Origin of the sequence: Microbacterium sp. IO18 (genome assembly GCF_049099505.1) — a bacterium.
GTDB lineage: Bacteria > Actinomycetota > Actinomycetes > Actinomycetales > Microbacteriaceae > Microbacterium > Microbacterium aurugineum.
In genome coordinates this window covers 767,277-788,728 of record NZ_JBMJAF010000002.1, presented here as the reverse complement: position 1 = coordinate 788,728, position 21,452 = coordinate 767,277, and the positions used below count along the sequence as shown (strand labels likewise).

Below are 21,452 nucleotides of genomic sequence, written 5' to 3'. Positions count from 1 at the left end.
GCCGGAGCCTATTCCGCGTATGGGCGCAGGTCGACGCCGGAGGTTGCGCGATAGGCGCGTGCGCCCATGCCGTGCTCCAGCACCCAGCCGTAGTCGTGCCCCGCTCCTCCCGGGTAGACCGCGAGGAAGGCGTAGGGCTCGTCGCCGGTGTTGACCGAGCGATGTGCCCAGCCCGGCGGGATGTAGCCGATCGTTCCGGGGAGCATGTCCAGCCACTCGGTGCGCTCGCCGTCGAACATGAGCAGTCCGCCGCGGCCCTTCAATGCCAGGTAGATCTCGCCCTGGTGGTTCGGGTGCTGGTGGCCCTTGGTCATCCAGAGCTCACCGGACGTGTCGCCGGGCATGATCGTCGTGATCGACTGCGGCAGCTCGCGGTCGACCTCGGGAACGGGGGAGCTCACCACCGTGTAGACCACGGGGTTGTCGCCGGCGGATGCGTCGGCCCAGGCCTCGGCGTCGAGGAAAAGCCCCTCGAGGTCGGACATCCGCCGGGTGAGGGTCGGCCCTTCGGGCGAGAGAGTCAGCTTCTCGGCGTCGAACGCGATCGCCATCGGAGAGATCGGCGGGGTGTGGAACTCGGGCATCGGTGCTCCTCGTACGGGCGCTGCGTCGTTGCGCAACCTGTAATGACAGGTTCACTGTACCTGTTATGACAGGTCGCGTCCAGGGTCCCTCCTCTTTCGAATCGCGTGAATGGTCGGATTCGGGGTGGAGAAGCGACCAATCGTGCGATTCGAAACCCGGGGCTGTCACGAGTAGCGTCAACGAACATGGGCAAAGTGAGGACGGACGCGGCGGTCGCACCCGCGCGCGACGTGCGCCTCGGGCTGCCACTCGCGATCGCCGCGGCCTTCGCGTTCGGTATGTCGGGAGCCTGGGCGCGCGGGCTCATCGATGCGGGGTGGACGCCCGGGGCCGCGGTCACCGCTCGCATCTGGGTGGCCGCCCTCGTGCTGCTCCTCCCCGCGATCCTCTCCCTGCGTGGGCGGTGGGGGCTGCTGCGGCGCAATGCGGGGATGATCCTCGCCTACGGTCTGCTCGCGGTCGCGGCGACGCAACTCTTCTATTTCCAGGCCGTCGCGGTCATGGATGTCGGGATCGCCCTGCTCATCGAGTACACCGCTCCGGTCGCGGTGCTGCTGTGGCTCTGGCTGCGCAGGGGGGAGCGTCCGACGCGTCGGAGCATCATCGGCGCGGCCATCGCCTTCGTCGGGCTCGTGCTGATGCTCGACATCCTCACCGGTGCCGACGTGAACGTGGCCGGGATTCTCTGGGCGCTCGGGGCGATGGTGGGGGCGGCGACGTACTTCGTGCTGTCCGCCAAGGCGGACACGGGGCTGCCGCCGATCGCGCTCGCCGGCAGCGGTCTGCTGCTCGGTGCGCTCGGGCTCACCGCCGCCGGGGCCATCGGCGTGCTGCCGATCCGGTGGACCACCGACGACATCGCGTACCGGTTCGGCAGTGTGCCGTGGTTCGTCCCGGTGCTGGCGATGGGTGTCGTCGCGACCGCCCTCGCGTACCTGCTCGGGATCGCGTCGACGCGGATGCTGGGGCCGCGGCTCGCGTCCTTCGTCGCGCTCGCCGAGGTCGTGGCGGCTCTTCTGTTGGGCTGGCTGCTCCTCGGGCAGCTCCCCGATCTGCTGCAGGCGCTGGGTGGGGTGCTCGTGCTCGCCGGCGTCGTCGTGGTCAAGTTGGGGGAGCCGGTCGCGCGGGAGTTCGTCGAACCGGTGCCGTAGTCCTCGCAGGGAATGTATACCTGAAACGAGTCCAGCGAGATCATCGGCCCGCCTGAGGGCATGACCCTTCCCGTGGAGCGCACCTCGGCCGGTGACCGTGCGTATGCGGCGCTGCTCGATGACATCCAGTCCGGCGCGCTCGCGGCAGGTTTCGTGCTCGGCGAGGTCGAGCAGGCGGAACGCCTGGGCGTGAGTCGCACGCCCATGCGCGAAGCGCTGCGCAGGCTCGCCGCCGACGGCCTCGTCGTCCAGCAGTCACCGCGGGTCACGGTCGTCGCCGATCTCGACGCCGACGACATCCGCTCGCTCTTCGAGATCCGCCGCGCGCTCGAGGAGAGCTCGGCACGCCTCGCCGCCACCCGGGGCGATGCCTCCCTGTTTGCCGCGCTCGCCGACGAGTTCGCCCACGTCGACCTCGACGCCGTCGCCGGCCGCGACGCCTACTATGCGCTGATAGCCCGCTTCGACGCCGCCCTCGACGCCGCTGTGGCGAACGACTACATCGCGTCGGCGCTGCGCACGGTGCGCACCCACCTCGTGCGGGTTCGTCGGATGGCGCGGGACAACCCCGCCCGGCTCGCCGCCTCCGCGGGGGAGCACCGCACCATCGCCGCGGCGCTCGCCGCCCGCGACGGCGACCTCGCGGCCCACGCGACGCACGTGCACCTGCACAACGCGCTCACCGGCATCCTCGACTCCCTCCCCGAAGACGTCTCGTCCCCTCCCACGACCGAAGGACTCTCATGACCGTCACCCACCACGTCCGTGTGCACCGCAGCGACGAGAACCTCGCCCGTGAGGATCAGCTCGCCTGGAGGATCGCCGAGGTCGCCGCCGACCCGGTCGAGGTCGAGCAGGATGTCGTCGACATGATCATCAACCGCATCATCGACAACGCCTCCGTCGCCGCGGCCTCCCTGACCCGCGCGCCGATCAACGCGGCCAGGGCGCAGGCGTTCAGCCATCCCGTCTCGACGGGCGGCGTCGGTGCGAACCTCTTCGGTGCCGCCCTCGACCACCGCACCAGCCCCGAGTGGGCCGCCTGGGCGAACGGCGTGGCCGTGCGCGAGCTGGACTACCACGACACGTTCCTCGCGGCGGAGTACTCGCACCCCGGCGACAACATCCCGCCGATCCTCGCGGTCGCCCAGCACACCGGCAAGGACGGCCGCGCCCTCGTGCGCGGCATCGCCACCGGGTATGAGATCCAGATGGATCTGGTGCGAGCGATCTGCCTGCACAAGCACAAGATCGACCACGTCGCCCACCTCGGCCCGTCCGCCGCCGCCGGCATCGGAACCCTGCTCGGCCTCGACGTCGAGACCCTCTATCAGGCCGTCGGGCAGGGACTGCACACCACTACCGCCACCCGCCAGAGCCGCAAGGGCGAGATCTCGACCTGGAAGGCGCACGCCCCGGCCTTCGCGGGCAAGATGGCCGTCGAAGCGGTCGACCGGGCGATGCGGGGGCAGACCAGCCCCGCCCCGATCTACGAAGGTGAAGACGGCGTGATCGCCTGGATGCTCGACGGCAAGGATGCCGCGTACGACGTGCCGCTGCCCGCCGCGGGTGAGCCCAAGCGCGCGATCCTCGACTCGTACACGAAGGAGCACTCGGCCGAGTACCAGGCGCAAGCGCTCATCGACCTCGCCCGCAAGCTCGGGATCGAGAACCCGGCGCTGCGTGACCCCGCCAACATCGATCAGATCGTCATCCACACGAGCCATCACACCCACAACGTGATCGGCTCCGGCGCCAACGACCCGCAGAAGTACGACCCGACCGCCTCGCGCGAGACGCTCGACCACTCGGTGCCCTACATCTTCGCAGTGGCGCTGCAGGACGGTGGCTGGCACCACGTCGACTCCTACGCCCCCGAGCGCGCGGGCCGTGCCGACACGGTCGCGCTGTGGCACAAGATCACCACCGCCGAGGACGCCGAGTGGACGCGCCGCTATCACTCCGAGGACCCCGATGAGAAGGCGTTCGGCGGTCGCGTCGAGATCCGCCTCACCGACGGGTCGACCGTGGTGGACGAGATCGCCGTGGCGGATGCCCACCCCCTCGGAGCGCGTCCGTTCGCCCGGGAGAACTACATCGCCAAGTTCCGTCTGCTGGCGGAACCCGTGCTCGAGCCGGCCGAGATCGAACGGTTCCTGGACCTCGTCCAGCGTCTGCCCGAGCTGACTGCAGCGGAGGTCGGCGAGCTGTCGATCGTCGCGAAGCCGGGAGTGCTCGAGAACGCCGGCGCCCCGAAGGGGCTGTTCTGATGTCCACGCCGTTCACAACTCAGGAGAATGGGGGGCGAATGGCATGCACGCCCGCCCGCTCGGCCCGTTCACGCACATCCTTCCTGAGTTGCGAACACCTCACCGAGGAGAGCTGATGCTGTACTCGACCGTCACCCCGTCGGAGAAGCGGCGCCTGTTCCGCGAGCGGCTCGCGAGCGGGGAGCTGCTCCGCTTCCCCGGTGCGTTCAACCCGCTGAGCGCACGCCTGATCGAGCAGAAGGGCTTCGACGGCGTCTACATCTCCGGCGCCGTGCTCTCGGCCGATCTGGGCCTCCCAGACATCGGCCTCACCACACTCACCGAGGTCGCCGGGCGGGCGAAGCAGATCGCCCGCATGACCGATCTCCCCGCGATCGTCGATGCCGACACCGGCTTCGGCGAACCGATGAACGTCGCCCGCACGATCCAGGAGCTCGAGGATGCGGGCCTCGCGGGCACGCACATCGAGGACCAGATCAACCCGAAGCGCTGCGGTCACCTCGACGGCAAATCCGTGGTCGACGAGGACACGGCGATCAAGCGCATCCGTGCCGCTGCCGACGCCCGTCGCGACGAGAACTTCCTCCTCATGGCGCGCACCGACATCCGGGCGGTGGAAGGGCTGGACGCGGCGATCGACCGCGCCAAGGCGCTGGTGGATGCGGGCGCCGACGCGGTGTTCCCCGAGGCGATGCGCACGCTCGCGGAGTTCGAGGCGATGGCCGAGGCACTCGACGTGCCGATCCTCGCGAACATGACCGAGTTCGGCAAGAGCGAGCTGTTCTCCGTGGATCAGCTGCGCGACGCCGGGGTCAACCTCGTCATCTGGCCGGTGTCGCTGCTGCGCATCTCGATGGGGGCCGCGGGCCGTGCGCTCGATACGCTGAACGAAGAGGGGCACCTGACCTCGAAGCTCGGCGAGATGCAGCACCGCGCCGACCTCTACGACCTGATCGACTACGAGTCGTACAACCATTTCGACTCCGGTGTCTTCAACTTCACCATCACGAAGGAGTGACCATGACCGAGCCGGACATCAAGAAGGGCCTCGCGGGGGTCGTCGTCGACACGACCGCGATCTCGAAGGTCAATCCCGAGACGAACAGTCTGCTGTACCGCGGCTATCCGGTGCAGGAGCTCGCGGACACGCAGCCGTTCGAAGCGGTCGCCTACCTGCTCTGGAACGGCGAACTGCCGACGCCCGAGGAGCTGGCGGCGTTCCGCGTGGAGGAGCGCAGACACCGCGCGCTCGCCGACAACGTCAGGGCCGCGATCGACCTGGTCCCGCTCGACGCGCACCCGATGGACGAGGTGCGCACCGCGGTGAGCCTGATCGGTGCGTCCGACCCGGGCGCCGGCGGCTCGGTGCTCGACGCCGGGGGCAGCCCCGAGCAGAACCTCGAGCGCAGCATCCGCCTTTTCGCCGCGCTCCCGGCGATCGTCGCCTACGGGCAGCGTCGTCGTCGTGGCCAGGAGCTCATCGCCCCCCGCGATGACCTCGACTACTCCGCGAACTTCCTCTGGATGACGTTCGGCGAGGAAGCGGACGACGTCGTCGTGGATGCGTTCAACCGCTCGATGATCCTGTACGCGGAGCACTCCTTCAACGCCTCGACGTTCACCGCACGCGTGATCACCTCGACCCTGAGCGACATCTACTCCGCGGTCGTCGGGGCCATCGGCGCGCTCAAGGGCCCGCTGCACGGTGGCGCCAACGAAGCGGTCCTGCACATCTTCGACGACATCGGCACCGCAGACAATGTCGTGCCGTGGCTCGACAAGGCGCTCGCCGAGAAGCGCAAGATCATGGGCTTCGGGCATCGGGTCTACAAGAAGGGTGATTCCCGGGTGCCGACCATGAAGGCGGCGCTCGACACCCTCGTGGAGCACTACGATCGCGCCGACGTGGCCGAGCTGTACGACACCCTCGAGTCGGAGTTCGTGGCGCGCAAGGGCATCTATCCGAACCTCGACTATCCGTCGGGCCCTGCCTACAACCTGATCGGTTTCGACACGCTCACCTTCACGCCGCTGTTCGTCGCGGCGCGAGTGACGGGCTGGACCGCGCACGTGATCGAGCAGGCGGGATCGAACGCGCTGATCCGTCCGCTGTCCCACTACGACGGCCCGGACGAGCGCCACGTCGAGGGCTGACCCACCTCCCCGCCCGCGATTCGAACTCAGAGGGGGGCGGGATCGGGGTGAGCGGTGCGCCCGGGGAAGCCCGTCGACTCGCGTCTGACGATGCGGAACCCCGGCTTCACCGTGCGCGGGGAGCGACGACCCCCCTTCTCCTCGATGCGCTCGATGAGCAGGTCCACGGCTGCCACCGCGATCTGTGTGCGCCCGGCGTCGACACTGGACATGGAGGGGATCGAGAACTTGGCCTCGTCGATGTCGTCGAACCCGATCACCGCGACGTCCTCGGGGACGCGCAACCCCGCCTCGCCCAGCGCGCGGAGGGCCCCCAGGCCGAGGGCGTCGTTGAGGGCGAAGACCCCGTCGAACGCCACCCCTTCGCTGATCAGCTCGCGGATCGCCAGGAGACCTCCGCTGCGACTCCAGTGCGCGCTCGTGCGGATGAGCCGTGGGTCGACCTCGAAGCCGGCGTCACGGAACGCCTCCCGATAGCCGGCGAGTCGCAGCTTCGCCGAGCTGGTGCCAGGCGTCTCTTCCTCCTCTGCGCCGACGAGGGCGATGCGCCGGCGCCCGATGTCGAGGAGATGCTCCACCGCAGCTCGGGCCGCGGAGGTGTTGTGCATGGCGACGTGGTCTGTCGGGCCGTCGAAGATGCGCTCACCGAGGAGGACGAGGGGGAAGCCCGTGTCCAGAGCATCGGCATCGGGCTGCCCCAGTGCCACGGGGCTGAACAGCAGTCCGTCGGTGAGACGCAGACGCCCGCCGGTGATCACCTGCAGTTCGCGGGCCCTGTCGCCGCTGGTCTGCTCGACGACGACACCGAGCCCTCGGTCGTCGGCGGCACGGATGACCGCATCCGCCAGCTCGGCGAAGTAGTTCTCGCTCAGAGCGGGAACGGCGAGGCCGATGACACCCGTGCGGCCGGAGCGGAGGCCGCGTGCCGACAGGTTCGGCCGGTAGCCGAGTTCATCGATGGCCGTCTGCACACGTTCGCGGGTCTGCGCGCTCACGTGGGGGTAGTCGTTGATGACGTTCGAGACGGTCTTGATGGAGACTCCGGCGAGGCGCGCGACGTCGTGCATCGTCGGATCCATCGGGCCTCACCAATCGCCGTGTGTCACGCCAGCGCGCTCCCCTCACTCTAACGTCGTGCGCAGAGTGCGGGCGGGAGAGGAATGCTCTCCCGCCCGCACCCGAATCGTCGGCTGCTACTGACCGAGCTCGTTCTGAAGGTCGGTCTGCGCCTGATCGAGAGCCTCGTCCGCGGGCGTGCCGTTCTCGTAGATCTCGTTGAGCGTGACCGTGCGGAACTGGTTGTCGACCGTGGGAAGGGACGCGTTGGAGAACGACTCGAAGTGACCGATCCCGTCCTTCACCGAGTTCAGCACGTCGAACAGGTTCGTCTGGAAGTACTGGTTGAACTTGTTGTCCGGGTTCTTCGTGACCTTCTCGTCTTCCCAGACCGACATGTTCACGGGATCGAAGCCCAGCTCCTCCCACACCTTCACGTTCGCTTCGAGCGACAGCTTGCTGTAGGCCGCGAACTCGCTGGCGATCTCCTTCTTCCCGCTGCCGGCCATCACGGCGGTGCCGGTGCCACCGCCACCGATGGTCAGCACCTCGGAGCCCTCGATCTGCGGAGCGGGAGCGATCGCGATCTTCCCCGCGAGATCCGGCATGTAGTCGACGAAACGCGAGGTGTACCACGCGGGATAGACGACGGCGGCGTAGTCGCCGTCGTTGATGGCGCCGAAGGCCTCCTCGCTGTCCGGGCTGCCACCGGGGATCGTCGAGATCGCTCCCGACTCCTTCATGTCCTGGAACATCTCCATCGTGTCGACGACCTCGGGGCTGTTCACGTCGACGTCCCCCCGCCCGTCCTCGGTAAAGAGCTGCCCGCCGTTCTGTGCGATCGCGAGCGGCTCGGTGAAGAAGATGCTCGTGCTGGCGACGCCGAACGCCTTCCCGGTCGCCGCGGAGTACTCGGTGCCGGCGGCGGCGAAGTCGTCCCAGGTCTCGATCGTCGTGTAGTCGATCCCGGCGCTCTCGAGGAGTTCGGTGTTGTAGAAGCTCACGAAGGCGCCGACGTGGGTCGGGAAGCCGTAGATCTTGCCGTTCCTGCTGTAGAGGTCGAGCCGGGCCTGCACGATGTCGTCGGTGTAGGGCGCGGCGACCTCCGTCAGATCCGCCAACGGCGGGTTGTCGCCCTTGACGAAGTTCGCGAATTTGCCCACCTCGATGTCGGCCAGGTCGGGGAGGCCCTCCCCGGAGTTCACGGCGAGCAGGAGCTTGTCGTGCATGTCCTGGTAGGGGTAGACGGTGATGTTCAGGTCGATGGCCTTGTCGGGGTTCTCCTTGTTCCAGCTCTCGGCCATCTGCTCGTAGACCTGGCCGTGGAGCTCGGCGAAGACCCACATGTCCAGTGTGGTGGTGCCGTCGGCGTTCGCGCCGTCGTCCTGCGGGGTGCCGCTCGCGCAGGCGGACAGAGCGCCGACCGTCACTGCTGCCACGGTCGCCGCGGTCAGAATCCTTCGGAATCGCATGGTCATACTCCTGACTGTGTGGGGGATACGGGGGAGAGGAAGGTTCGGTGTCAGCCCTTGACCGCGCCGGCGGTCATGCCCTGCACGAAGAACCGTTGGAACGCGAGGAAGAGGATGAGGAGGGGGATCAGGGAGAAGAACGAGCCGATGATCAGCAGTTCGTAGTTGTTGCCGTACGGCGTGAGCAGCGTGTTCAGGCCGATGGGCAGGATGAACTTGTCCGGCGAGCGCAGAACCAGCAGCGGCCAGAGGAAGTTGTTCCAGATGATCATGCTGTTGAGGATCGCCATCGCCGCGAACGCCGGTTTGGCGATCGGTGCCACCAGACGGAAGAAGATGCCGAACTCCGACACTCCATCCATGCGACCGGCCTCGAGGATCTCCTTCGGGATGCCGAGGAAGTACTGCCGGAAGAAGAAGATCGTGACCGCCTGGGCGAGGAACGGGAGGACGACGATCCAGTACTGGTCCGTGGCGCGCATGTCGTTCACCTGGACGTACAGCGGCAGCATGAGCATCTCGAACGGGATCGTCATGAGGATGATCACGAGGATGAAGCCGAGGCTCTTGCCGCGGAACTCGTACATCGCGAACCCGTAGGCGACGAACGAGCTCACGAGGAGAGTGCCCACCAATTGCACGACCGTGAGCACGAGACTGTTCCAGAACCATTGGAAGTACAGGCCGGAGTCGGTGAAGAGCATCACGTAGTTGTCGAAGCTCAGTGTCGACCAGTCGGTCGAGAACGAGATCCCGTTGCGGATGACGTCGTTGCCGTCCTGAAAGGTTCCGAAGACGATCGCGAGCACCGGGACGAGCGAGACGAGAGCGATGAGGATCAGGAATCCGCTCCGTATCATCCCCGCCGTACGACGCGACATCCGTGGTCGTGTGCGGGTGGGAGGCGGCGTCGCGGAGGTCTGGTACATCATCGAGCCGACTCCTTCTTCAACGTGCCCGTGGCGATGAGCTGAGTGAGATTGATCGCGAGGACCAGCACGAGGAGCACGACGCCCACGGCGGAGGCGAAGCCGAGGTCATTGTCCTGGATGCCCTTGCGATAGAGGTAGCCGACGATCGTCAGGCCCTGGTTGTTCGGTGAGTTGTTGCCGGCGTAGAGCATGAAGCTCTCGAGGAACATGGCCAGACCGCCGTACACGCTGATCGTGGTGACGTAGACGATGGTGGGCTTCAGCCCCGGCAGGGTGACGTTGAAGAACTGCTGGACCTTGGTCGCACCGTCGATCGACGCCGCCTCGTAGTACTCGGTCGGGATCGCCTGCATGCCGGCGAGGAAGTACATCGTGTTCACGCCGGCCCATCTCCACAGCGCCAGGAGGAGCAGTGCCGTGAGACCGGTGAGGTCTTCGCGCAGCCAGCGGACGGGCCCGAAGCCGAAGAACTCGACGACCTGGTTCATCAGACCCGAGTCGGTCTCGGAGAACATCAGTCGGAAGATGATGCCGGCGACCACGACGGACGTCAGAGCGGGGATGAAGAGCGAGGACTTGAAGAAGTCCTTGATGCGGCTGTTGCCCAGTCGGGAGTTGATGATCGCCGCCAGCACCATCGGGATCGGGACGAGGATGACCAGGGTGAGGAGCGTGTAGCGGATGCTGTTGAACATGGCCTTCCAGAACACCTGGTCGCGCCAGAGCCGCTCGTAGTTCTCCGTACCGATGAACGTGGCCTGACCGTAGAGCACCTCCTGGAAGCTCATCGTCACCGATCGGCCGACGGGAACCAGCCAGAACACGAGCACCGTGAGCACGAAGGGCAGGATGAACAGGTAGGGAGCGAGACGCTGGTTGTAGAGCAGCTTCTTCATGCGCCGCGACCCCTTCTCAGCGTTCCGGAATTCACAACGATGTAAACGGGCTGACAGTGCGGCGCGACACCGTGCGGGCGATGCGTGCTCGTGAGGCCGTGGGGGCGTCGGGCTGGTTCTCGATCAGTCATGGCAGCTTTCTTCCTCGAACTCATGCCTGGGTGGCGTTTCTCGCCGGAGCTTCGGGTGGCGCGGAGATGTCGATGCTCCATGAACTGGGTCGTTTGCTCCGCCTCCACCTGTCTTCGCTGAACAGGTTATGCTCCTGCCGACAGATTTACAACGTTGTATATTGGTGACGCACACGTCCTCACTCGGAAGAGCACCCATGCCATCGGCCCATCTGACCATCGACCCGCACTTCGTCACCGGGCGCATTCAGCGTCGACTGTTCGGCGGCTTCGTCGAACATCTCGGCCGCCACGTCTACGACGGAATCTACGAACCCGGGCATGAGGCCGCGGATGCGGAGGGGTTCCGCCGTGATGTCATCGACCTCGTCCGAGAACTCGGCGTCTCGACCATCCGCTATCCCGGCGGCAACTTCGTTTCGGGGTTCCGATGGGAAGACTCGGTCGGCCCTCGTGAACAGCGGCCCCGGCGCCTCGACCTCGCCTGGCACTCGACCGAGACGAACGAGGTCGGGCTCCATGAGTTCGCCTCGTGGCTCGACAAGGTGGGCAGCGACCTCATGATGGCGGTCAACCTCGGCACCCGGGGAACGCTGGAGGCACTGGATCTTCTCGAGTACGCGAACATCCGAGGAGGGACGGCGTTGAGTGAGCGGCGTCGAGAGAACGGGCGCGACGAGCCGTTCGGTGTCGAGATGTGGTGCCTGGGCAACGAGATGGACGGTCCGTGGCAGCTCGGCCATCGCTCTGCGGACGACTACGGCAAGGTCGCCTCACAGGCGGCCAAGGCCATGCGACAGATGGACCCCGATGTCACGCTCGTCGTCTGCGGGTCATCGAGCCGGCACATGCCCACGTTCGGCGAATGGGAGCGCGTCGTGCTCGGGCACACCTACGACGACGTCGACTACATCTCCTGCCACGCCTACTACGAGGAGAAGGGCGGAGACCTCGACTCGTTCCTCGCGTCCGCCGTCGATATGGATCGCTTCATCGAGTCGGTGGTGGCGACGGCTGATCACGTCGGGGCCGTACGGGGCAGCACGAAGAAGATCGAACTCTCCTTCGACGAGTGGAACGTCTGGTACCTCGACCGGTTCCGCGACGTGGACAAGATCTCCGGCATCGACAACTGGCCGATCGCTCCGCGTCTGCTGGAGAACGTGTACTCGGTCGTCGACGCGGTCGTCTTCGGCAACCTCCTCATCTCGCTGATCAAGCATGCCGATCGGGTCACGAGCGCGTCGCTGGCGCAGCTGGTGAATGTGATCGCGCCCATCATGACCGAGCCGGGCGGGCCCGCGTGGAGGCAGACCACGTTCTACCCCTTCTCGATCACGTCGCGCCTGGCCCAGGGGGACGCGCTCGAGCTCAAGCTCGACGCGCCCTCCTACCGCACCGCACTGTACGGCGAAGTGCCACTCGTCGACGCGGTGGCGACACACGACTCCGAGACCGGGCGCTCTGCCGTCTTCCTGGTGAATCGGAGCACGACGGAGGCGATCACGGTCACCGTGGACATCGCCGGACTTGGCGACGTCGGGGTGTGCGAGGCGCACACCCTGAGCGATGACGACGTGTACGCCGTGAACACGCTCGCCGACCCGGAGCGCGTCACCGTCCGCGACAACGACACGGTCGCCCTCGAAGGAGGACTGCTCACAGTGACTCTGCCGCCCGTGTCCTGGTCCGCCATCGCTCTCGGCTGAGCTCGCCGGCCCGGGGTGATCGCGTTCCGAGTGCGCAGGGGTCTCGTCAGCGTGTGAGCCAGCTCCGCAGGGACCGGGTCACGAAGGGCAGCACCCAGTAGGCCATGATGGGGGTCAGCACGAGGGTCGTCACGAGCACCCTCAGCCAGATCGGGAGACCGTCCCAGCCGGGAACGGGACTCAGGGCGTAGGTGAAGGCCAGGTTGACCGGGAAGAAGCCCAGCCAGATCGAGGTCGCCTGTTTCCACCGCGGAGGCGCGGGCGCGACGGTGACCGTGGCGGTGCCGCCCTCGGAGGACGGGAGCGTGATGGTCCCGGTGGTCGGCTCGTCGAACCAGCCCTCGATGCCGGTGCGCCGTTTCGAACGCTCGCTCCGCACGAAGCCCTCGCCCATCGACAGCCACCAGGTGCGTTCGGCCGACTGCTCCCACGCGACCAGCGACTCCTCGCTCGCGAAGCGGTAGAGCATGTGCCACACCTGCGAGTCCTCGCCGGCGCGCACCCAGCCGGAGCCGAGGAAGCCCGGATACTTCGTCGCGAGGTTCACCCCCGTCTGCACCCAGGCGGTCGCCTCGGTGATGCGGCCGGGGTCGACCTCGCGGCGGATGGACACGGTGACGGGCTCGGACATGATGCGGTCCTCGGAGAACGGACGCCCGGGGTCGGGGCGTCGAAGCGGATGCGCCAGGGTGGCAGCGCACGGTCGATTCTAGGTGGATTCTCGCGGCGTTCGAATCGCGCACCCGGTCGGATTCTGAGGTGTTTTTCGACCGGCTGCGGGATTCGAAACGCCCCAGGGATGCCGCGTCCACGAAGAGGACCCCCGCCGACCCGATTCGGCGGGGGTCTCGCGGCGTGGGAGCCGCGACGGGAGCGAGAGTGCTCACCGTGCGCGCGGTAGACGTGACACCCGATCCGGTCTGAGTCTCTGTCCGCGCATCTGCAGTTGTACCCGGGGGAGATGGCCGGCCGGTGAACGCGGTGCGAACAACCCCGACGGATGAGAAGACCCACGCGGGACAAAATGCTAGGACGTCCTAGTAAATCTCCGGAGGCCAGAGTAAACTCCTCAATGTGCCAATGACGGCACGGAGGGATGTCACACAATGACTCGTACCATCGCCCACTTTGTAGGCGGATCGCTTCTCACTCCCGACTCCGGTCGCTTCGCCGATGTGTTCGATCCGAGCACCGGTGCCGTGCAGGCGCGGGTGCCGCTGGCGTCGGCCGAGGAGGTCCGCCGGGTGATCGCCAACGCCGAGGAGGCCCAGGTCGCCTGGGCCGCGACCAACCCGCAGAAGCGTGCGCGGGTGCTGCTGCGCTTCCTCGACCTGGTGCAGCGCGAGATGACGCCGCTCGCCGAGCTCCTCGCGAGCGAACACGGCAAGACGGTCGACGATGCCAAGGGCGACATCCAGCGCGGTCTCGAAGTCATCGAGTTCTCGGCCGGGGCTCCGCACCTGCTCAAGGGCGAGTACTCCACGGGCGCGGGGACCGGAATCGACGTCTACTCGATGCGGCAGCCCCTGGGCGTGGTCGCCGCGATCACTCCTTTCAACTTCCCCGCGATGATCCCGCTGTGGAAAGCGGGGCCCGCGCTCGCGGCGGGGAACGCCGTCGTGCTCAAGCCCAGCGAGCGCGATCCCTCGGTGCCGGTGCGCCTCGCCGAGCTCTTCCTCGAAGCGGGACTTCCCGCCGGGGTGCTCAACGTCGTGCACGGTGACAAGGAGGCGGTCGACGCGCTGCTCACCGATGACCGCATCCGGGCCGTCGGGTTCGTCGGGTCCACACCGATCGCCGAGTACATCTACGGCACCGCGACGGCTCACGGCAAGCGGGCGCAGTGCTTCGGCGGCGCCAAGAACCACATGATCGTGATGCCGGACGCCGACCTCGACCAGGCGGTGGATGCGCTCATCGGTGCGGGCTACGGTTCGGCCGGAGAGCGCTGCATGGCGATCTCGGTGGCCGTTCCGGTGGGACAGGAGACGGCCGATGCTCTCGCCGCCAAACTCACCGAACGTGTCGCCCAGCTGCGGGTCGGGCCCTCTCTCGCGGCGGACGTCGACTACGGGCCGCTGGTCACCCGCGCGGCGGTGGAACGGGTCGAGGGATACATCCAGCAGGGCGTCGACGAAGGAGCGACCCTCCTCGCCGACGGCCGCGGCTTCACCGTTCCCGGTCACGAAGAGGGGTTCTACCTCGGACCGACCCTGTTCGACCACGTCACGACCGAGATGGCGATCTATCGGGAAGAGATCTTCGGCCCGGTGCTCGTGATCGCCCGTGCTGCCGACTACGAAGAAGCGCTGCGCATGGCCTCGGAGCACGAGTACGGCAACGGCGTCGCGATCTTCACGCGCGACGGTGACGCCGCACGCGACTTCGCCGCCCGCGTCGAGGTCGGGATGGTCGGCGTGAACGTGCCGATCCCGGTGCCGATCGCGTACTACACGTTCGGCGGCTGGAAGCGCAGCGGGTTCGGCGACCTCAACCAGCACGGCACCGACGCCTTCCGGTTCTACACGAAGACCAAGACGGTGACGAGCCGCTGGCCTGCGGCGGGCATCCGCGACGGCGCCAGCTTCGTCATCCCCACCATGCACTGATCCGCACCGTCCGGCACGAAACTCCCACAAGGAACCACGATGACCATGACCACCGTCACCACCACCGCCGAAGAGCGCGAGGCGATCATCGGCGCCGTCCGCGAGTTCGCGGAGACCGAGCTCGCCCCGCACGCCGCGGAGCGCGACGAGAAGCACCTGTTCCCCCGCGAATCGCTGAACCGTGCCGGTGAGCTCGGCCTCGGCGGCATCTACGTGGACGAGGAGTTCGGCGGCACCGGCCTCAGCCGCCTCGACACCGTCGCGATCTTCGAGGAGCTCGCGAAGGGCGATCCTGCGGTCGCGGCCTACATCTCCATCCACAACATGGTCGTGTGGATGATCGACACGTACGGCGACGATGCGCAGCGTGGGCAGTGGCTGCCGGCGCTCACCTCGATGTCCGAGTTCGGCGGGTACTGCCTGACGGAGCCGGGCGCGGGATCGGACGCCGCGAACATCGCGACGAGCGCGGTCCGAGACGGCGACGACTTCGTACTCACCGGCGTCAAGCAGTTCATCTCGGGCGCGGGCGAGGCCGCCGTCTACGTCGTCATGGCGCGCACCGGAGAGCCGGGCGCGCGGGGGATCAGCGCGTTCCTGGTGCCGGGCGACGCCGAGGCGTTGAGCTTCGGGGCGCCGGAGAAGAAGATGGGCTGGCATGCGCAGCCGACCCGCCAGGTGATCCTCGACGGCGTGCGGGTTCCGGCCTCCGCCATGCTCGGCGACGAAGGGCGTGGGTTCGCCATCGCGATGTCGGCCCTCAACGGAGGTCGGCTCAACATCGCGGCCTGTTCGCTGGGCGGCGCGCAATGGGCGCTCGACAAGGCCGTGCAGTACGTGCACGAGAGGATGGCCTTCGGAGAGCCGCTTGCCGAGAAGCAGTCGATCCTGTTCGCGATCGCCGACATGCGCACCGACCTGCACGCCGCACGCCTCATGGTGCGCGACGGCGCGCAGGCGGTCGATGAGCATGCACCCGACGCGACGATGCGCTGTGCGATGGCCAAGCGCTTCGCGACCGATGCCGGATTCGACGTCGCGAACCGGGCACTGCAGCTCCACGGCGGCTACGGGTATCTGCAGGACTACGGCATCGAGAAGGTGGTCCGTGACCTGCGCGTGCATCAGATCCTGGAAGGGACCAACGAGATCATGCGGCTCATCGTCGGTCGCGAGATGCTGCGACCTGCGGGTTCCGCCTCCCTCCAGCGCGGCGGCGGAGACCAGATGCGGAGCGGGTCATGACTCGCGTGGCCTTCCTCGGCCTCGGGCACATGGGGCTCCCCATGGCCAGGAACCTCGTCGCCGCCGGTCATGAGGTGCACGGCTTCGACCTGGTGCCCGCCGCCGTCGAGACGGCGCAGGCGGCGGGGATCCCGGTTGCGGCGAGTGGAGCGGATGCGGTGGCCGAGGCGGACGTCGTCATCACGATGTTCCCCGCCGGAAAGCACGTGATCGAGGCGTATCGCACCGAACTGCTCGCCGCTGCGCGTCCGGGTACTCTCTTCATCGAGTCGTCCACGATCGCCGTCGATGAGGCGAGGGCGGCCCACGCGCTCGCGCTCGCCGCGGGGCACCGCAACATCGATGCCCCGGTCTCGGGAGGTGTGGTGGGTGCCGAGAACGGCACGCTCGCCTTCATGGTCGGTGGCTCGGACGAGGACTTCGCCGCAGCGCTGCCGCTGCTGGAGGTCATGGGCGCGCGGATCGTGCACTGCGGCGGGCCCGGGCTCGGCCAGGCGGCGAAGGTCTGCAACAACATGGTGCTCGCGGTCTCGCAGATCGCGGTGGCCGAGGCGTTCGTGCTGGGGGAGCGACTGGGCCTCGAGCACCAAGCGCTGTTCGACGTCGTGTCGCAGGCATCCGGGCAGTGCTGGTCGGTCACGACGAACTGCCCCGTTCCCGGCCCGGTTCCCACGAGTCCGGCCAACCGCGACTATCAGCCGGGCTTCGCCGGGGCGCTGATGGCGAAGGACCTCGGCCTCGCGCTGCAGGCGATCGAACAGACATCGACCGACGCCAAGATGGGCCGTCTGGCGCAGGAGCTCTATGCCGCCTTCGCCGCCGGTGACGGTGCGACCCGGGACTTCTCGGGCATCATCACGGATATTCGCGACGATCGCGTGTGAGCACTGCGTTCGAATCGCGCAAATGGTTCTCTTCGCGGTGCGGATGGAGTCATTTGCGCGATTCGAAGGCCAGGGTGAATGCTGAAAGAGATCCGACGGAGAGGGCGACATGACCGAATACGAGACGATCCTGGTCGAGCAGCGCGGACGAGTGGGGTGGATCACCCTGAACCGACCCGGCGCGCTGAACGCGTTGAACAGCCGACTCGCGGAGGAGGTCACCGCGGCCGCCGTCGCCTTCGACACGGACGACGCTGTCGGCGCCATCGTGGTGACCGGGTCCGAGAAGGCGTTCGCGGCCGGCGCCGACATCAAGGAGATGGAGAGCATGTCCGCGGCGGAGATGCTCGAGACCGACCACTTCGGCGTCTGGCATGACTTCGCCGCGGTGCGCACCCCCGTGATCGCGGCGGTCTCCGGCTTCGCCCTGGGCGGTGGCTGCGAGCTCGCGATGATGTGCGACATCATCCTCGCCGCGGACAACGCGAAGTTCGGCCAACCGGAGATCAACCTCGGCGTCATCCCCGGGATGGGCGGTACGCAGCGCCTGATCCGTGCGGTCGGCTACTACAAGGCGGCCGAGCTGGTGCTTTCCGGACGTTTCATGGGGGCGGAGGAAGCCGAGCGCGCAGGTCTCGTGTCGCGTGTCGTTCCAGCATCCGAGCTCCTCGCCGAGGCGGCGACGCTCGCCGACTCCATCGCCGCGAAGTCGCTGCCGTCCGTCTATGCGGCGAAGGCCGCGCTGGATGCGGCGATGGAGACGACCCTGGCCGACGGCCTCGCGCACGAGAAGCAGGCCTTCGCGGCGCTGTTCGACACCGCCGATCAGAAGGAAGGGATGTCGGCGTTCCGGGAGAAGCGGTCGCCGGACTTCCAGAACCGCTAGGTGCCTGTTCGCAACTCCTCAGAAAGGAGTGCGTCGCGCGGGAAACGGCGCTCCGCGCGGTGCTCGTCGGAGATTCCTGAGGAGTTGTGAACGCCCTCAGCCGGAGAGGGCGTCGAGGACCTTCGCGATCCGGCGTTCGCGCGTTGCATCCTGTTTGGCCTCGGCCACGCTCCGCGCGTGCTCCTTGCGTACGGAGTACGACAGTGCGTCGAAGCGTGCGCGCACGGCAGGGTCGGCGTCCAGGGCTGCAGCGAGCTCGGCGGGGATGTCGACGGTGCGCTCAGCTGAATCCACCCGGATCACGGCATCGATCTCCTGCCCGATCTCCACCCCGAGTTCGGCGCGGACGGCCTTGCTGAACCCGATCAGGTTCTCGTCGCCCATCCGCGCCAGTCGCAGGCGGGCGGTGCGTCCGTCGATGGTGACGGCGACCGGGAAGGCTTTCCCGGCACCGAACGACGCGACCTGCTCGTCCGTGAGCAGGATCGCCGCGGCGGGGCCGCGGCCGGTGAGGATGGTGTGCAGACGCAGTTCGCTCATGCCGACAGGGTACGCCCGGGGTCCTCGATCTCGGCGGCCAGAATCGTGTTGCGTTCGCTGATCAGGCGGCGCATGTACGCGCCGAGGAACAGGGCGTCGACGATCCGGCCGAGCGGACCGAAGGGTGACCGGAACGTCACCGTGTCCCGCATGAGCGTGCCGGACGGATGCGCAGCGAACCGGTGCTCGTGCAGGAACGCTGCGAACGGGCCGGCGATCTGCCGGTCCGAGAAGCCGTGGGGCGGATCGATGTCGAACACGACGGAACGCAACCGGAACGGGACGCCGAAATGACGTGCCCGCCACGTCACGGTCGACCCCTCCGTGAACGATCCCCCCGCCGGTGCCTCCACCATCGACTCGCCGTGTCGAGCCATCGAGCGGACGTGCAGCTCAGGGTCCAGCGACGCGGCGAACACGGCAGCGGGTGGTGCGGCGATGAGCGTCTCGAGGACGAACCGGGGCATGTCAGAGCGGCTCGGGATGCGGGCGAGGGTCCGCGAAGTCTCCCGCGGCCTTGCGGAGCCGCGCGACGATCGCGACGAGTTCTGCGGCGTCGTCTCCGCTCATGCCGGGATCGACGAAGACCTCGGAGTTCAGGGACCGGGTGGCGCGTTCGACCAGTTCCCGCCCGGCATCCGTGAGGGCGAGGAGCGCGGCCCGACCGTCGTGCGGGTGCGGCTCCCGCACCACGAGCCCATCGCGGACCAGTCGCTCCGCCGTGCTCGTGACCGTGGTCGGGTGCACTTGAAGGCGAGCGACGACACTCGACAGGGGGAGGCGTCCGGCGCGGCTGAACGCGAGCAGACGCAGCACCTCGAACCGGGCGAAGCTGAGTGCGAACGGCTTGAGCGCCGCATCGACGCGGGCGAGCAGGAGCTGTTGGGCCCGCATGACCGAGGTGACGACAGCCATGCCGTCGGCGGCATCCGTCCACCCGTGCGCGATCCACTGCCGCTTGGCCTCGGCGAGCGGGTCAACGGGGAGCGGGCGGGGTCGGGTCACCTCTCTACGGTACCGGCGGCGGCGTGCGGCGGACGGAGCGTGGGGGATACCGCAGCCGGAGTGTGGGGTATGTATACATTGTCGGGGAAATTCTGGGGTCCCGACCGTGGTTTCCTCTGCTTTTGGCTACATAGAGGCCCATGCGGATAGACTCAGCGTGTCGTGAGGAGCAATCGATGAAGATCTTCGTCTTGGTCAAAGAGGTGCCCGACACCTATGGCGATCGCAAACTGAATCTCGAGACCGGGCTCGCTGATCGCGCCGCCGGAGATGTCGTCCTGGACGAGATCACCGAGCGTGCTCTCGAGGTCGCCCTCCGTTACGCCGACAAGAACGACGGGACCGAGGTCGTCGCCCTCTCGATGGCTCCGGCCGGCTCGACCGCTTCCGTGCGTCGGGCGCTCGCGATCGGCGCCTCGTCGGCCGTGCACGTCGCCGATGAGGAACTCGTGGGTGCCGATCTCGGCCTCACCGCCGAAGTGCTGGCCGCCGCGATCCGCCGCGGGAGCCCCGACCTGGTGATCACCGGGAACCTGTCGACCGACGGCTCGGGCGGTGTCATCCCGGCCATGCTCGCCGAGCACCTCGGGTTCGCGCAGGCCACCGCTCTCACGTCGGTCGAGATCACCGACGACGGCGTCTCCGGGGTCCGCGGTGCGGATGCCGGCAGTCAGCCGATCACGGCGTCGCTGCCCGCAGTGATCTCGATCACCGAGGCACTCCCCGACGCACGCTTCCCCAACTTCAAGGGCATCATGGCGGCGAAGAAGAAGCCGCTGGAGGTGCTCTCGCTCGCCGACCTCGAGGTCTCGGCGGATCCGTCCGCAGCGCCGCGAACCATCATGACCGCGGTGTCGGAGAAGCCTCCGCGCGCGGCCGGCGTGAAGATCACCGATGAAGGCGATGCCGCCGACAAGCTCGTCGACTACCTCGTGCAGAACAGGTTGGTGTGAGATGACTTCTTCCGAGAACCCGATCCTCGTCCTCGTCGACGTCGACCCCTCCGGCTACGTGGCGACCAGCACGGCCGCGCTGATCGGTGCCGCGTCGACGGTCGGTACGCCCGTGGCCCTGATCGTCGGCGGGAGTCCTGCGGCGGTCGATCAGGCCGCCGCGGCCGGAGCATCCGTGGTGCTGACGGCCGACGGAGACCCCACCGCGCTGACGGTCCCGATCGTGGACGCTTTGCAGGCCGCGGCAGCCCAGGTGCGACCCGATGCTGTGCTCATCTCGAACTCGATCTCCGGTCGAGACGTGGCGGGACGATTCGCGGTGCGCACGAAGAGCGCGCTGTCGGTCGACGCGGTCGGTGTCTCCCGCGACGAGGAGGGTGTCGTCGCGCACCACTCGGTCTACGGCGGCGCGTATCTGGTCGACTCCGCTCCGACATTCGGAACCCCGGTGATCACGGTGCGTCAGGGCGCGGTCGATGCGCGTGCCGAGGCGGTGCCGTCGCACTCGGTCGAGGTGCTCGATGTCACCCCGTCCGGGGTCGTCGCCGCGACGGCCGGTCCGGTCGAAGCGGTCGAGGTCGCCTCCTCCCGCCCTGAGCTGCGGGGCGCCACCCGTGTCGTCTCGGGCGGACGTGGTCTCGCCTCCAAGGAGAAGTTCGTGCTCGTCGAAGAGCTCGCCGACGCGCTCGGAGCGGCGGTCGGTGCCTCCCGGGCCGCCGTCGATGCCGGATACATCCCTCAGTCGCACCAGGTCGGACAGACGGGCGTCTCGGTCTCTCCGCAGCTGTATGTCGCTCTCGGCATATCCGGAGCGATCCAGCACCGTGCGGGCATGCAGACGTCGAAGAACATCGTCGCGATCAACAAGGACCCCGAGGCGCCGATCTTCGAGGTCGCGGACTTCGGCATCGTCGGCGACGTGTTCACCGTGGTGCCCCAGGTGATCGCGGCGCTCGAGGCGCGGAAGAACTAAT

21 protein-coding genes are annotated in these 21,452 nt (G+C 67.7%); 12 read left to right on the top strand and 9 right to left on the bottom strand.

Annotated features, from left to right (window positions below; translation table 11 throughout):
• Positions 1-8 precede the first annotated feature (8 nt).
• Positions 9-584: a glucose-6-phosphate isomerase family protein gene (locus tag ACLF6J_RS15550; protein ID WP_134352312.1), complete on the bottom strand. Its 576-nt coding sequence runs from the start codon at positions 582-584 to the stop codon at positions 9-11.
• 186 nt (positions 585-770) lie between these two features.
• On the opposite strand from ACLF6J_RS15550, the gene ACLF6J_RS15545 reads away from it, so the two are divergent.
• The 5 genes from ACLF6J_RS15545 to ACLF6J_RS15525 all read left to right on the top strand — a co-directional run bounded on the left by ACLF6J_RS15545 (position 771) and on the right by ACLF6J_RS15525 (position 6,160).
• Positions 771-1,736 (top strand): EamA family transporter, encoded by a 966-nt coding sequence (locus ACLF6J_RS15545; protein ID WP_134352311.1) that lies wholly within the window; start codon positions 771-773, stop codon positions 1,734-1,736.
• A gap of 60 nt (positions 1,737-1,796) precedes the next feature.
• Positions 1,797-2,483: a GntR family transcriptional regulator gene (locus tag ACLF6J_RS15540; RefSeq protein ID WP_047521621.1), complete on the top strand. Its 687-nt coding sequence runs from the start codon at positions 1,797-1,799 to the stop codon at positions 2,481-2,483.
• Positions 2,480-4,006 carry an MmgE/PrpD family protein gene (locus ACLF6J_RS15535; protein ID WP_134352310.1) on the top strand — a complete coding sequence of 509 codons (1,527 nt, stop codon included), beginning with the start codon at positions 2,480-2,482 and terminating at the stop codon, positions 4,004-4,006. Before ACLF6J_RS15540 ends, ACLF6J_RS15535 begins: the two co-directional genes overlap by 4 nt.
• A 115-nt stretch (positions 4,007-4,121) precedes the next feature.
• Positions 4,122-5,024, top strand: coding sequence for a methylisocitrate lyase (gene prpB, locus ACLF6J_RS15530; RefSeq protein WP_134352309.1), 903 nt, complete (start codon positions 4,122-4,124; stop codon positions 5,022-5,024).
• A 2-nt stretch (positions 5,025-5,026) separates the two neighbouring features.
• Positions 5,027-6,160, top strand: coding sequence for a bifunctional 2-methylcitrate synthase/citrate synthase (locus ACLF6J_RS15525; protein WP_134352308.1), 1,134 nt, complete (start codon positions 5,027-5,029; stop codon positions 6,158-6,160).
• A gap of 26 nt (positions 6,161-6,186) precedes the next feature.
• Here the strand turns inward: ACLF6J_RS15525 and ACLF6J_RS15520 are convergent, their stop codons facing one another.
• The 4 genes from ACLF6J_RS15520 to ACLF6J_RS15505 all read right to left on the bottom strand — a co-directional run bounded on the left by ACLF6J_RS15520 (position 6,187) and on the right by ACLF6J_RS15505 (position 10,516).
• Positions 6,187-7,227 (bottom strand): LacI family DNA-binding transcriptional regulator, encoded by a 1,041-nt coding sequence (locus ACLF6J_RS15520; RefSeq protein ID WP_244093519.1) that lies wholly within the window; start codon positions 7,225-7,227, stop codon positions 6,187-6,189.
• Between the two features lie 126 nt (positions 7,228-7,353).
• Positions 7,354-8,694: an ABC transporter substrate-binding protein gene (locus tag ACLF6J_RS15515; protein WP_244093518.1), complete on the bottom strand. Its 1,341-nt coding sequence runs from the start codon at positions 8,692-8,694 to the stop codon at positions 7,354-7,356.
• Positions 8,695-8,738: 44 nt separating this feature from the next.
• On the bottom strand, positions 8,739-9,620 hold the full coding sequence (locus tag ACLF6J_RS15510) for a carbohydrate ABC transporter permease (protein WP_134352306.1): 882 nt from the start codon (positions 9,618-9,620) through the stop codon (positions 8,739-8,741).
• On the bottom strand, positions 9,617-10,516 hold the full coding sequence (locus ACLF6J_RS15505; RefSeq protein ID WP_134352305.1) for a carbohydrate ABC transporter permease: 900 nt from the start codon (positions 10,514-10,516) through the stop codon (positions 9,617-9,619). The genes ACLF6J_RS15510 and ACLF6J_RS15505 overlap by 4 nt, the downstream gene beginning before the upstream one ends.
• 328 nt (positions 10,517-10,844) lie before the next feature.
• Between ACLF6J_RS15505 and ACLF6J_RS15500 the strand changes: the two genes are divergently transcribed.
• Entirely contained in the window at positions 10,845-12,356 is a 1,512-nt protein-coding gene (locus tag ACLF6J_RS15500; RefSeq protein WP_134352304.1) for an alpha-N-arabinofuranosidase, read from the top strand.
• Positions 12,357-12,402: 46 nt separating this feature from the next.
• Here ACLF6J_RS15500 and ACLF6J_RS15495 read toward each other — a convergent pair whose 3' ends face one another.
• A complete protein-coding gene (locus ACLF6J_RS15495) occupies positions 12,403-12,987 on the bottom strand; it encodes an antibiotic biosynthesis monooxygenase (protein WP_134352303.1) in 585 nt (194 codons plus the stop codon).
• A gap of 475 nt (positions 12,988-13,462) precedes the next feature.
• Here ACLF6J_RS15495 and ACLF6J_RS15490 point away from each other — a divergent pair, with 475 nt between their 5' ends.
• The 4 genes from ACLF6J_RS15490 (at position 13,463) to ACLF6J_RS15475 (ending at position 17,980) form a co-directional block, all read left to right on the top strand.
• A complete protein-coding gene (locus tag ACLF6J_RS15490; RefSeq protein ID WP_131493969.1) occupies positions 13,463-14,965 on the top strand; it encodes a CoA-acylating methylmalonate-semialdehyde dehydrogenase in 1,503 nt (500 codons plus the stop codon).
• Between the two features lie 39 nt (positions 14,966-15,004).
• Entirely contained in the window at positions 15,005-16,210 is a 1,206-nt protein-coding gene (locus ACLF6J_RS15485; protein ID WP_134352302.1) for an acyl-CoA dehydrogenase family protein, read from the top strand.
• A complete protein-coding gene (gene mmsB / locus ACLF6J_RS15480) occupies positions 16,207-17,094 on the top strand; it encodes a 3-hydroxyisobutyrate dehydrogenase (protein ID WP_134352301.1) in 888 nt (295 codons plus the stop codon). Before ACLF6J_RS15485 ends, mmsB begins: the two co-directional genes overlap by 4 nt.
• Positions 17,095-17,203: 109 nt before the next feature.
• On the top strand, positions 17,204-17,980 hold the full coding sequence (locus ACLF6J_RS15475; RefSeq protein WP_131493975.1) for an enoyl-CoA hydratase-related protein: 777 nt from the start codon (positions 17,204-17,206) through the stop codon (positions 17,978-17,980).
• A gap of 96 nt (positions 17,981-18,076) precedes the next feature.
• On the opposite strand, the gene ACLF6J_RS15470 is transcribed toward ACLF6J_RS15475, so the two are convergent.
• The 3 genes from ACLF6J_RS15470 to ACLF6J_RS15460 are packed head-to-tail and all read right to left on the bottom strand — an operon-like array spanning position 18,077 to position 19,525.
• A complete protein-coding gene (locus ACLF6J_RS15470; protein ID WP_134352300.1) occupies positions 18,077-18,520 on the bottom strand; it encodes a YdeI/OmpD-associated family protein in 444 nt (147 codons plus the stop codon).
• Entirely contained in the window at positions 18,517-18,987 is a 471-nt protein-coding gene (locus tag ACLF6J_RS15465; RefSeq protein ID WP_134352299.1) for an SRPBCC family protein, read from the bottom strand. The genes ACLF6J_RS15470 and ACLF6J_RS15465 overlap by 4 nt, the downstream gene beginning before the upstream one ends.
• Before the next feature lies 1 nt (position 18,988).
• On the bottom strand, positions 18,989-19,525 hold the full coding sequence (locus tag ACLF6J_RS15460) for a MarR family winged helix-turn-helix transcriptional regulator (protein WP_047522251.1): 537 nt from the start codon (positions 19,523-19,525) through the stop codon (positions 18,989-18,991).
• 176 nt (positions 19,526-19,701) lie between these two features.
• On the opposite strand from ACLF6J_RS15460, the gene ACLF6J_RS15455 reads away from it, so the two are divergent.
• On the top strand, positions 19,702-20,478 hold the full coding sequence (locus tag ACLF6J_RS15455; protein WP_134352298.1) for an electron transfer flavoprotein subunit beta/FixA family protein: 777 nt from the start codon (positions 19,702-19,704) through the stop codon (positions 20,476-20,478).
• A gap of 1 nt (position 20,479) precedes the next feature.
• On the top strand, positions 20,480-21,451 hold the full coding sequence (locus ACLF6J_RS15450) for an electron transfer flavoprotein subunit alpha/FixB family protein (protein WP_131493985.1): 972 nt from the start codon (positions 20,480-20,482) through the stop codon (positions 21,449-21,451).
• Position 21,452: the final 1 nt, after the last annotated feature.

Bases quoted from the DNA above. Each gene is read 5' to 3' on its own strand.
- ACLF6J_RS15520 (WP_244093519.1), bottom strand. From the start codon at position 7,227: ATGCACGACGTCGCGCGCCTCGCCGGAGTCTCCATCAAGACCGTCTCG.
- ACLF6J_RS15470 (WP_134352300.1), bottom strand. From the start codon at position 18,520: ATGAGCGAACTGCGTCTGCACACCATCCTCACCGGCCGCGGCCCCGCC.
- prpB (WP_134352309.1), top strand. From the start codon at position 4,122: ATGCTGTACTCGACCGTCACCCCGTCGGAGAAGCGGCGCCTGTTCCGC.
- ACLF6J_RS15515 (WP_244093518.1), bottom strand. From the start codon at position 8,694: ATGACCATGCGATTCCGAAGGATTCTGACCGCGGCGACCGTGGCAGCA.
- ACLF6J_RS15535 (WP_134352310.1), top strand. From the start codon at position 2,480: ATGACCGTCACCCACCACGTCCGTGTGCACCGCAGCGACGAGAACCTC.
- ACLF6J_RS15485 (WP_134352302.1), top strand. From the start codon at position 15,005: ATGACCATGACCACCGTCACCACCACCGCCGAAGAGCGCGAGGCGATC.
- ACLF6J_RS15465 (WP_134352299.1), bottom strand. From the start codon at position 18,987: ATGCCCCGGTTCGTCCTCGAGACGCTCATCGCCGCACCACCCGCTGCC.
- ACLF6J_RS15490 (WP_131493969.1), top strand. From the start codon at position 13,463: ATGACTCGTACCATCGCCCACTTTGTAGGCGGATCGCTTCTCACTCCC.
- ACLF6J_RS15505 (WP_134352305.1), bottom strand. From the start codon at position 10,516: ATGAAGAAGCTGCTCTACAACCAGCGTCTCGCTCCCTACCTGTTCATC.
- ACLF6J_RS15455 (WP_134352298.1), top strand. From the start codon at position 19,702: ATGAAGATCTTCGTCTTGGTCAAAGAGGTGCCCGACACCTATGGCGAT.
- ACLF6J_RS15495 (WP_134352303.1), bottom strand. From the start codon at position 12,987: ATGTCCGAGCCCGTCACCGTGTCCATCCGCCGCGAGGTCGACCCCGGC.
- ACLF6J_RS15450 (WP_131493985.1), top strand. From the start codon at position 20,480: ATGACTTCTTCCGAGAACCCGATCCTCGTCCTCGTCGACGTCGACCCC.
- ACLF6J_RS15545 (WP_134352311.1), top strand. From the start codon at position 771: ATGGGCAAAGTGAGGACGGACGCGGCGGTCGCACCCGCGCGCGACGTG.
- ACLF6J_RS15540 (WP_047521621.1), top strand. From the start codon at position 1,797: ATGACCCTTCCCGTGGAGCGCACCTCGGCCGGTGACCGTGCGTATGCG.
- ACLF6J_RS15500 (WP_134352304.1), top strand. From the start codon at position 10,845: ATGCCATCGGCCCATCTGACCATCGACCCGCACTTCGTCACCGGGCGC.
- ACLF6J_RS15525 (WP_134352308.1), top strand. From the start codon at position 5,027: ATGACCGAGCCGGACATCAAGAAGGGCCTCGCGGGGGTCGTCGTCGAC.
- ACLF6J_RS15550 (WP_134352312.1), bottom strand. From the start codon at position 584: ATGCCCGAGTTCCACACCCCGCCGATCTCTCCGATGGCGATCGCGTTC.
- ACLF6J_RS15475 (WP_131493975.1), top strand. From the start codon at position 17,204: ATGACCGAATACGAGACGATCCTGGTCGAGCAGCGCGGACGAGTGGGG.
- ACLF6J_RS15510 (WP_134352306.1), bottom strand. From the start codon at position 9,620: ATGATGTACCAGACCTCCGCGACGCCGCCTCCCACCCGCACACGACCA.
- mmsB (WP_134352301.1), top strand. From the start codon at position 16,207: ATGACTCGCGTGGCCTTCCTCGGCCTCGGGCACATGGGGCTCCCCATG.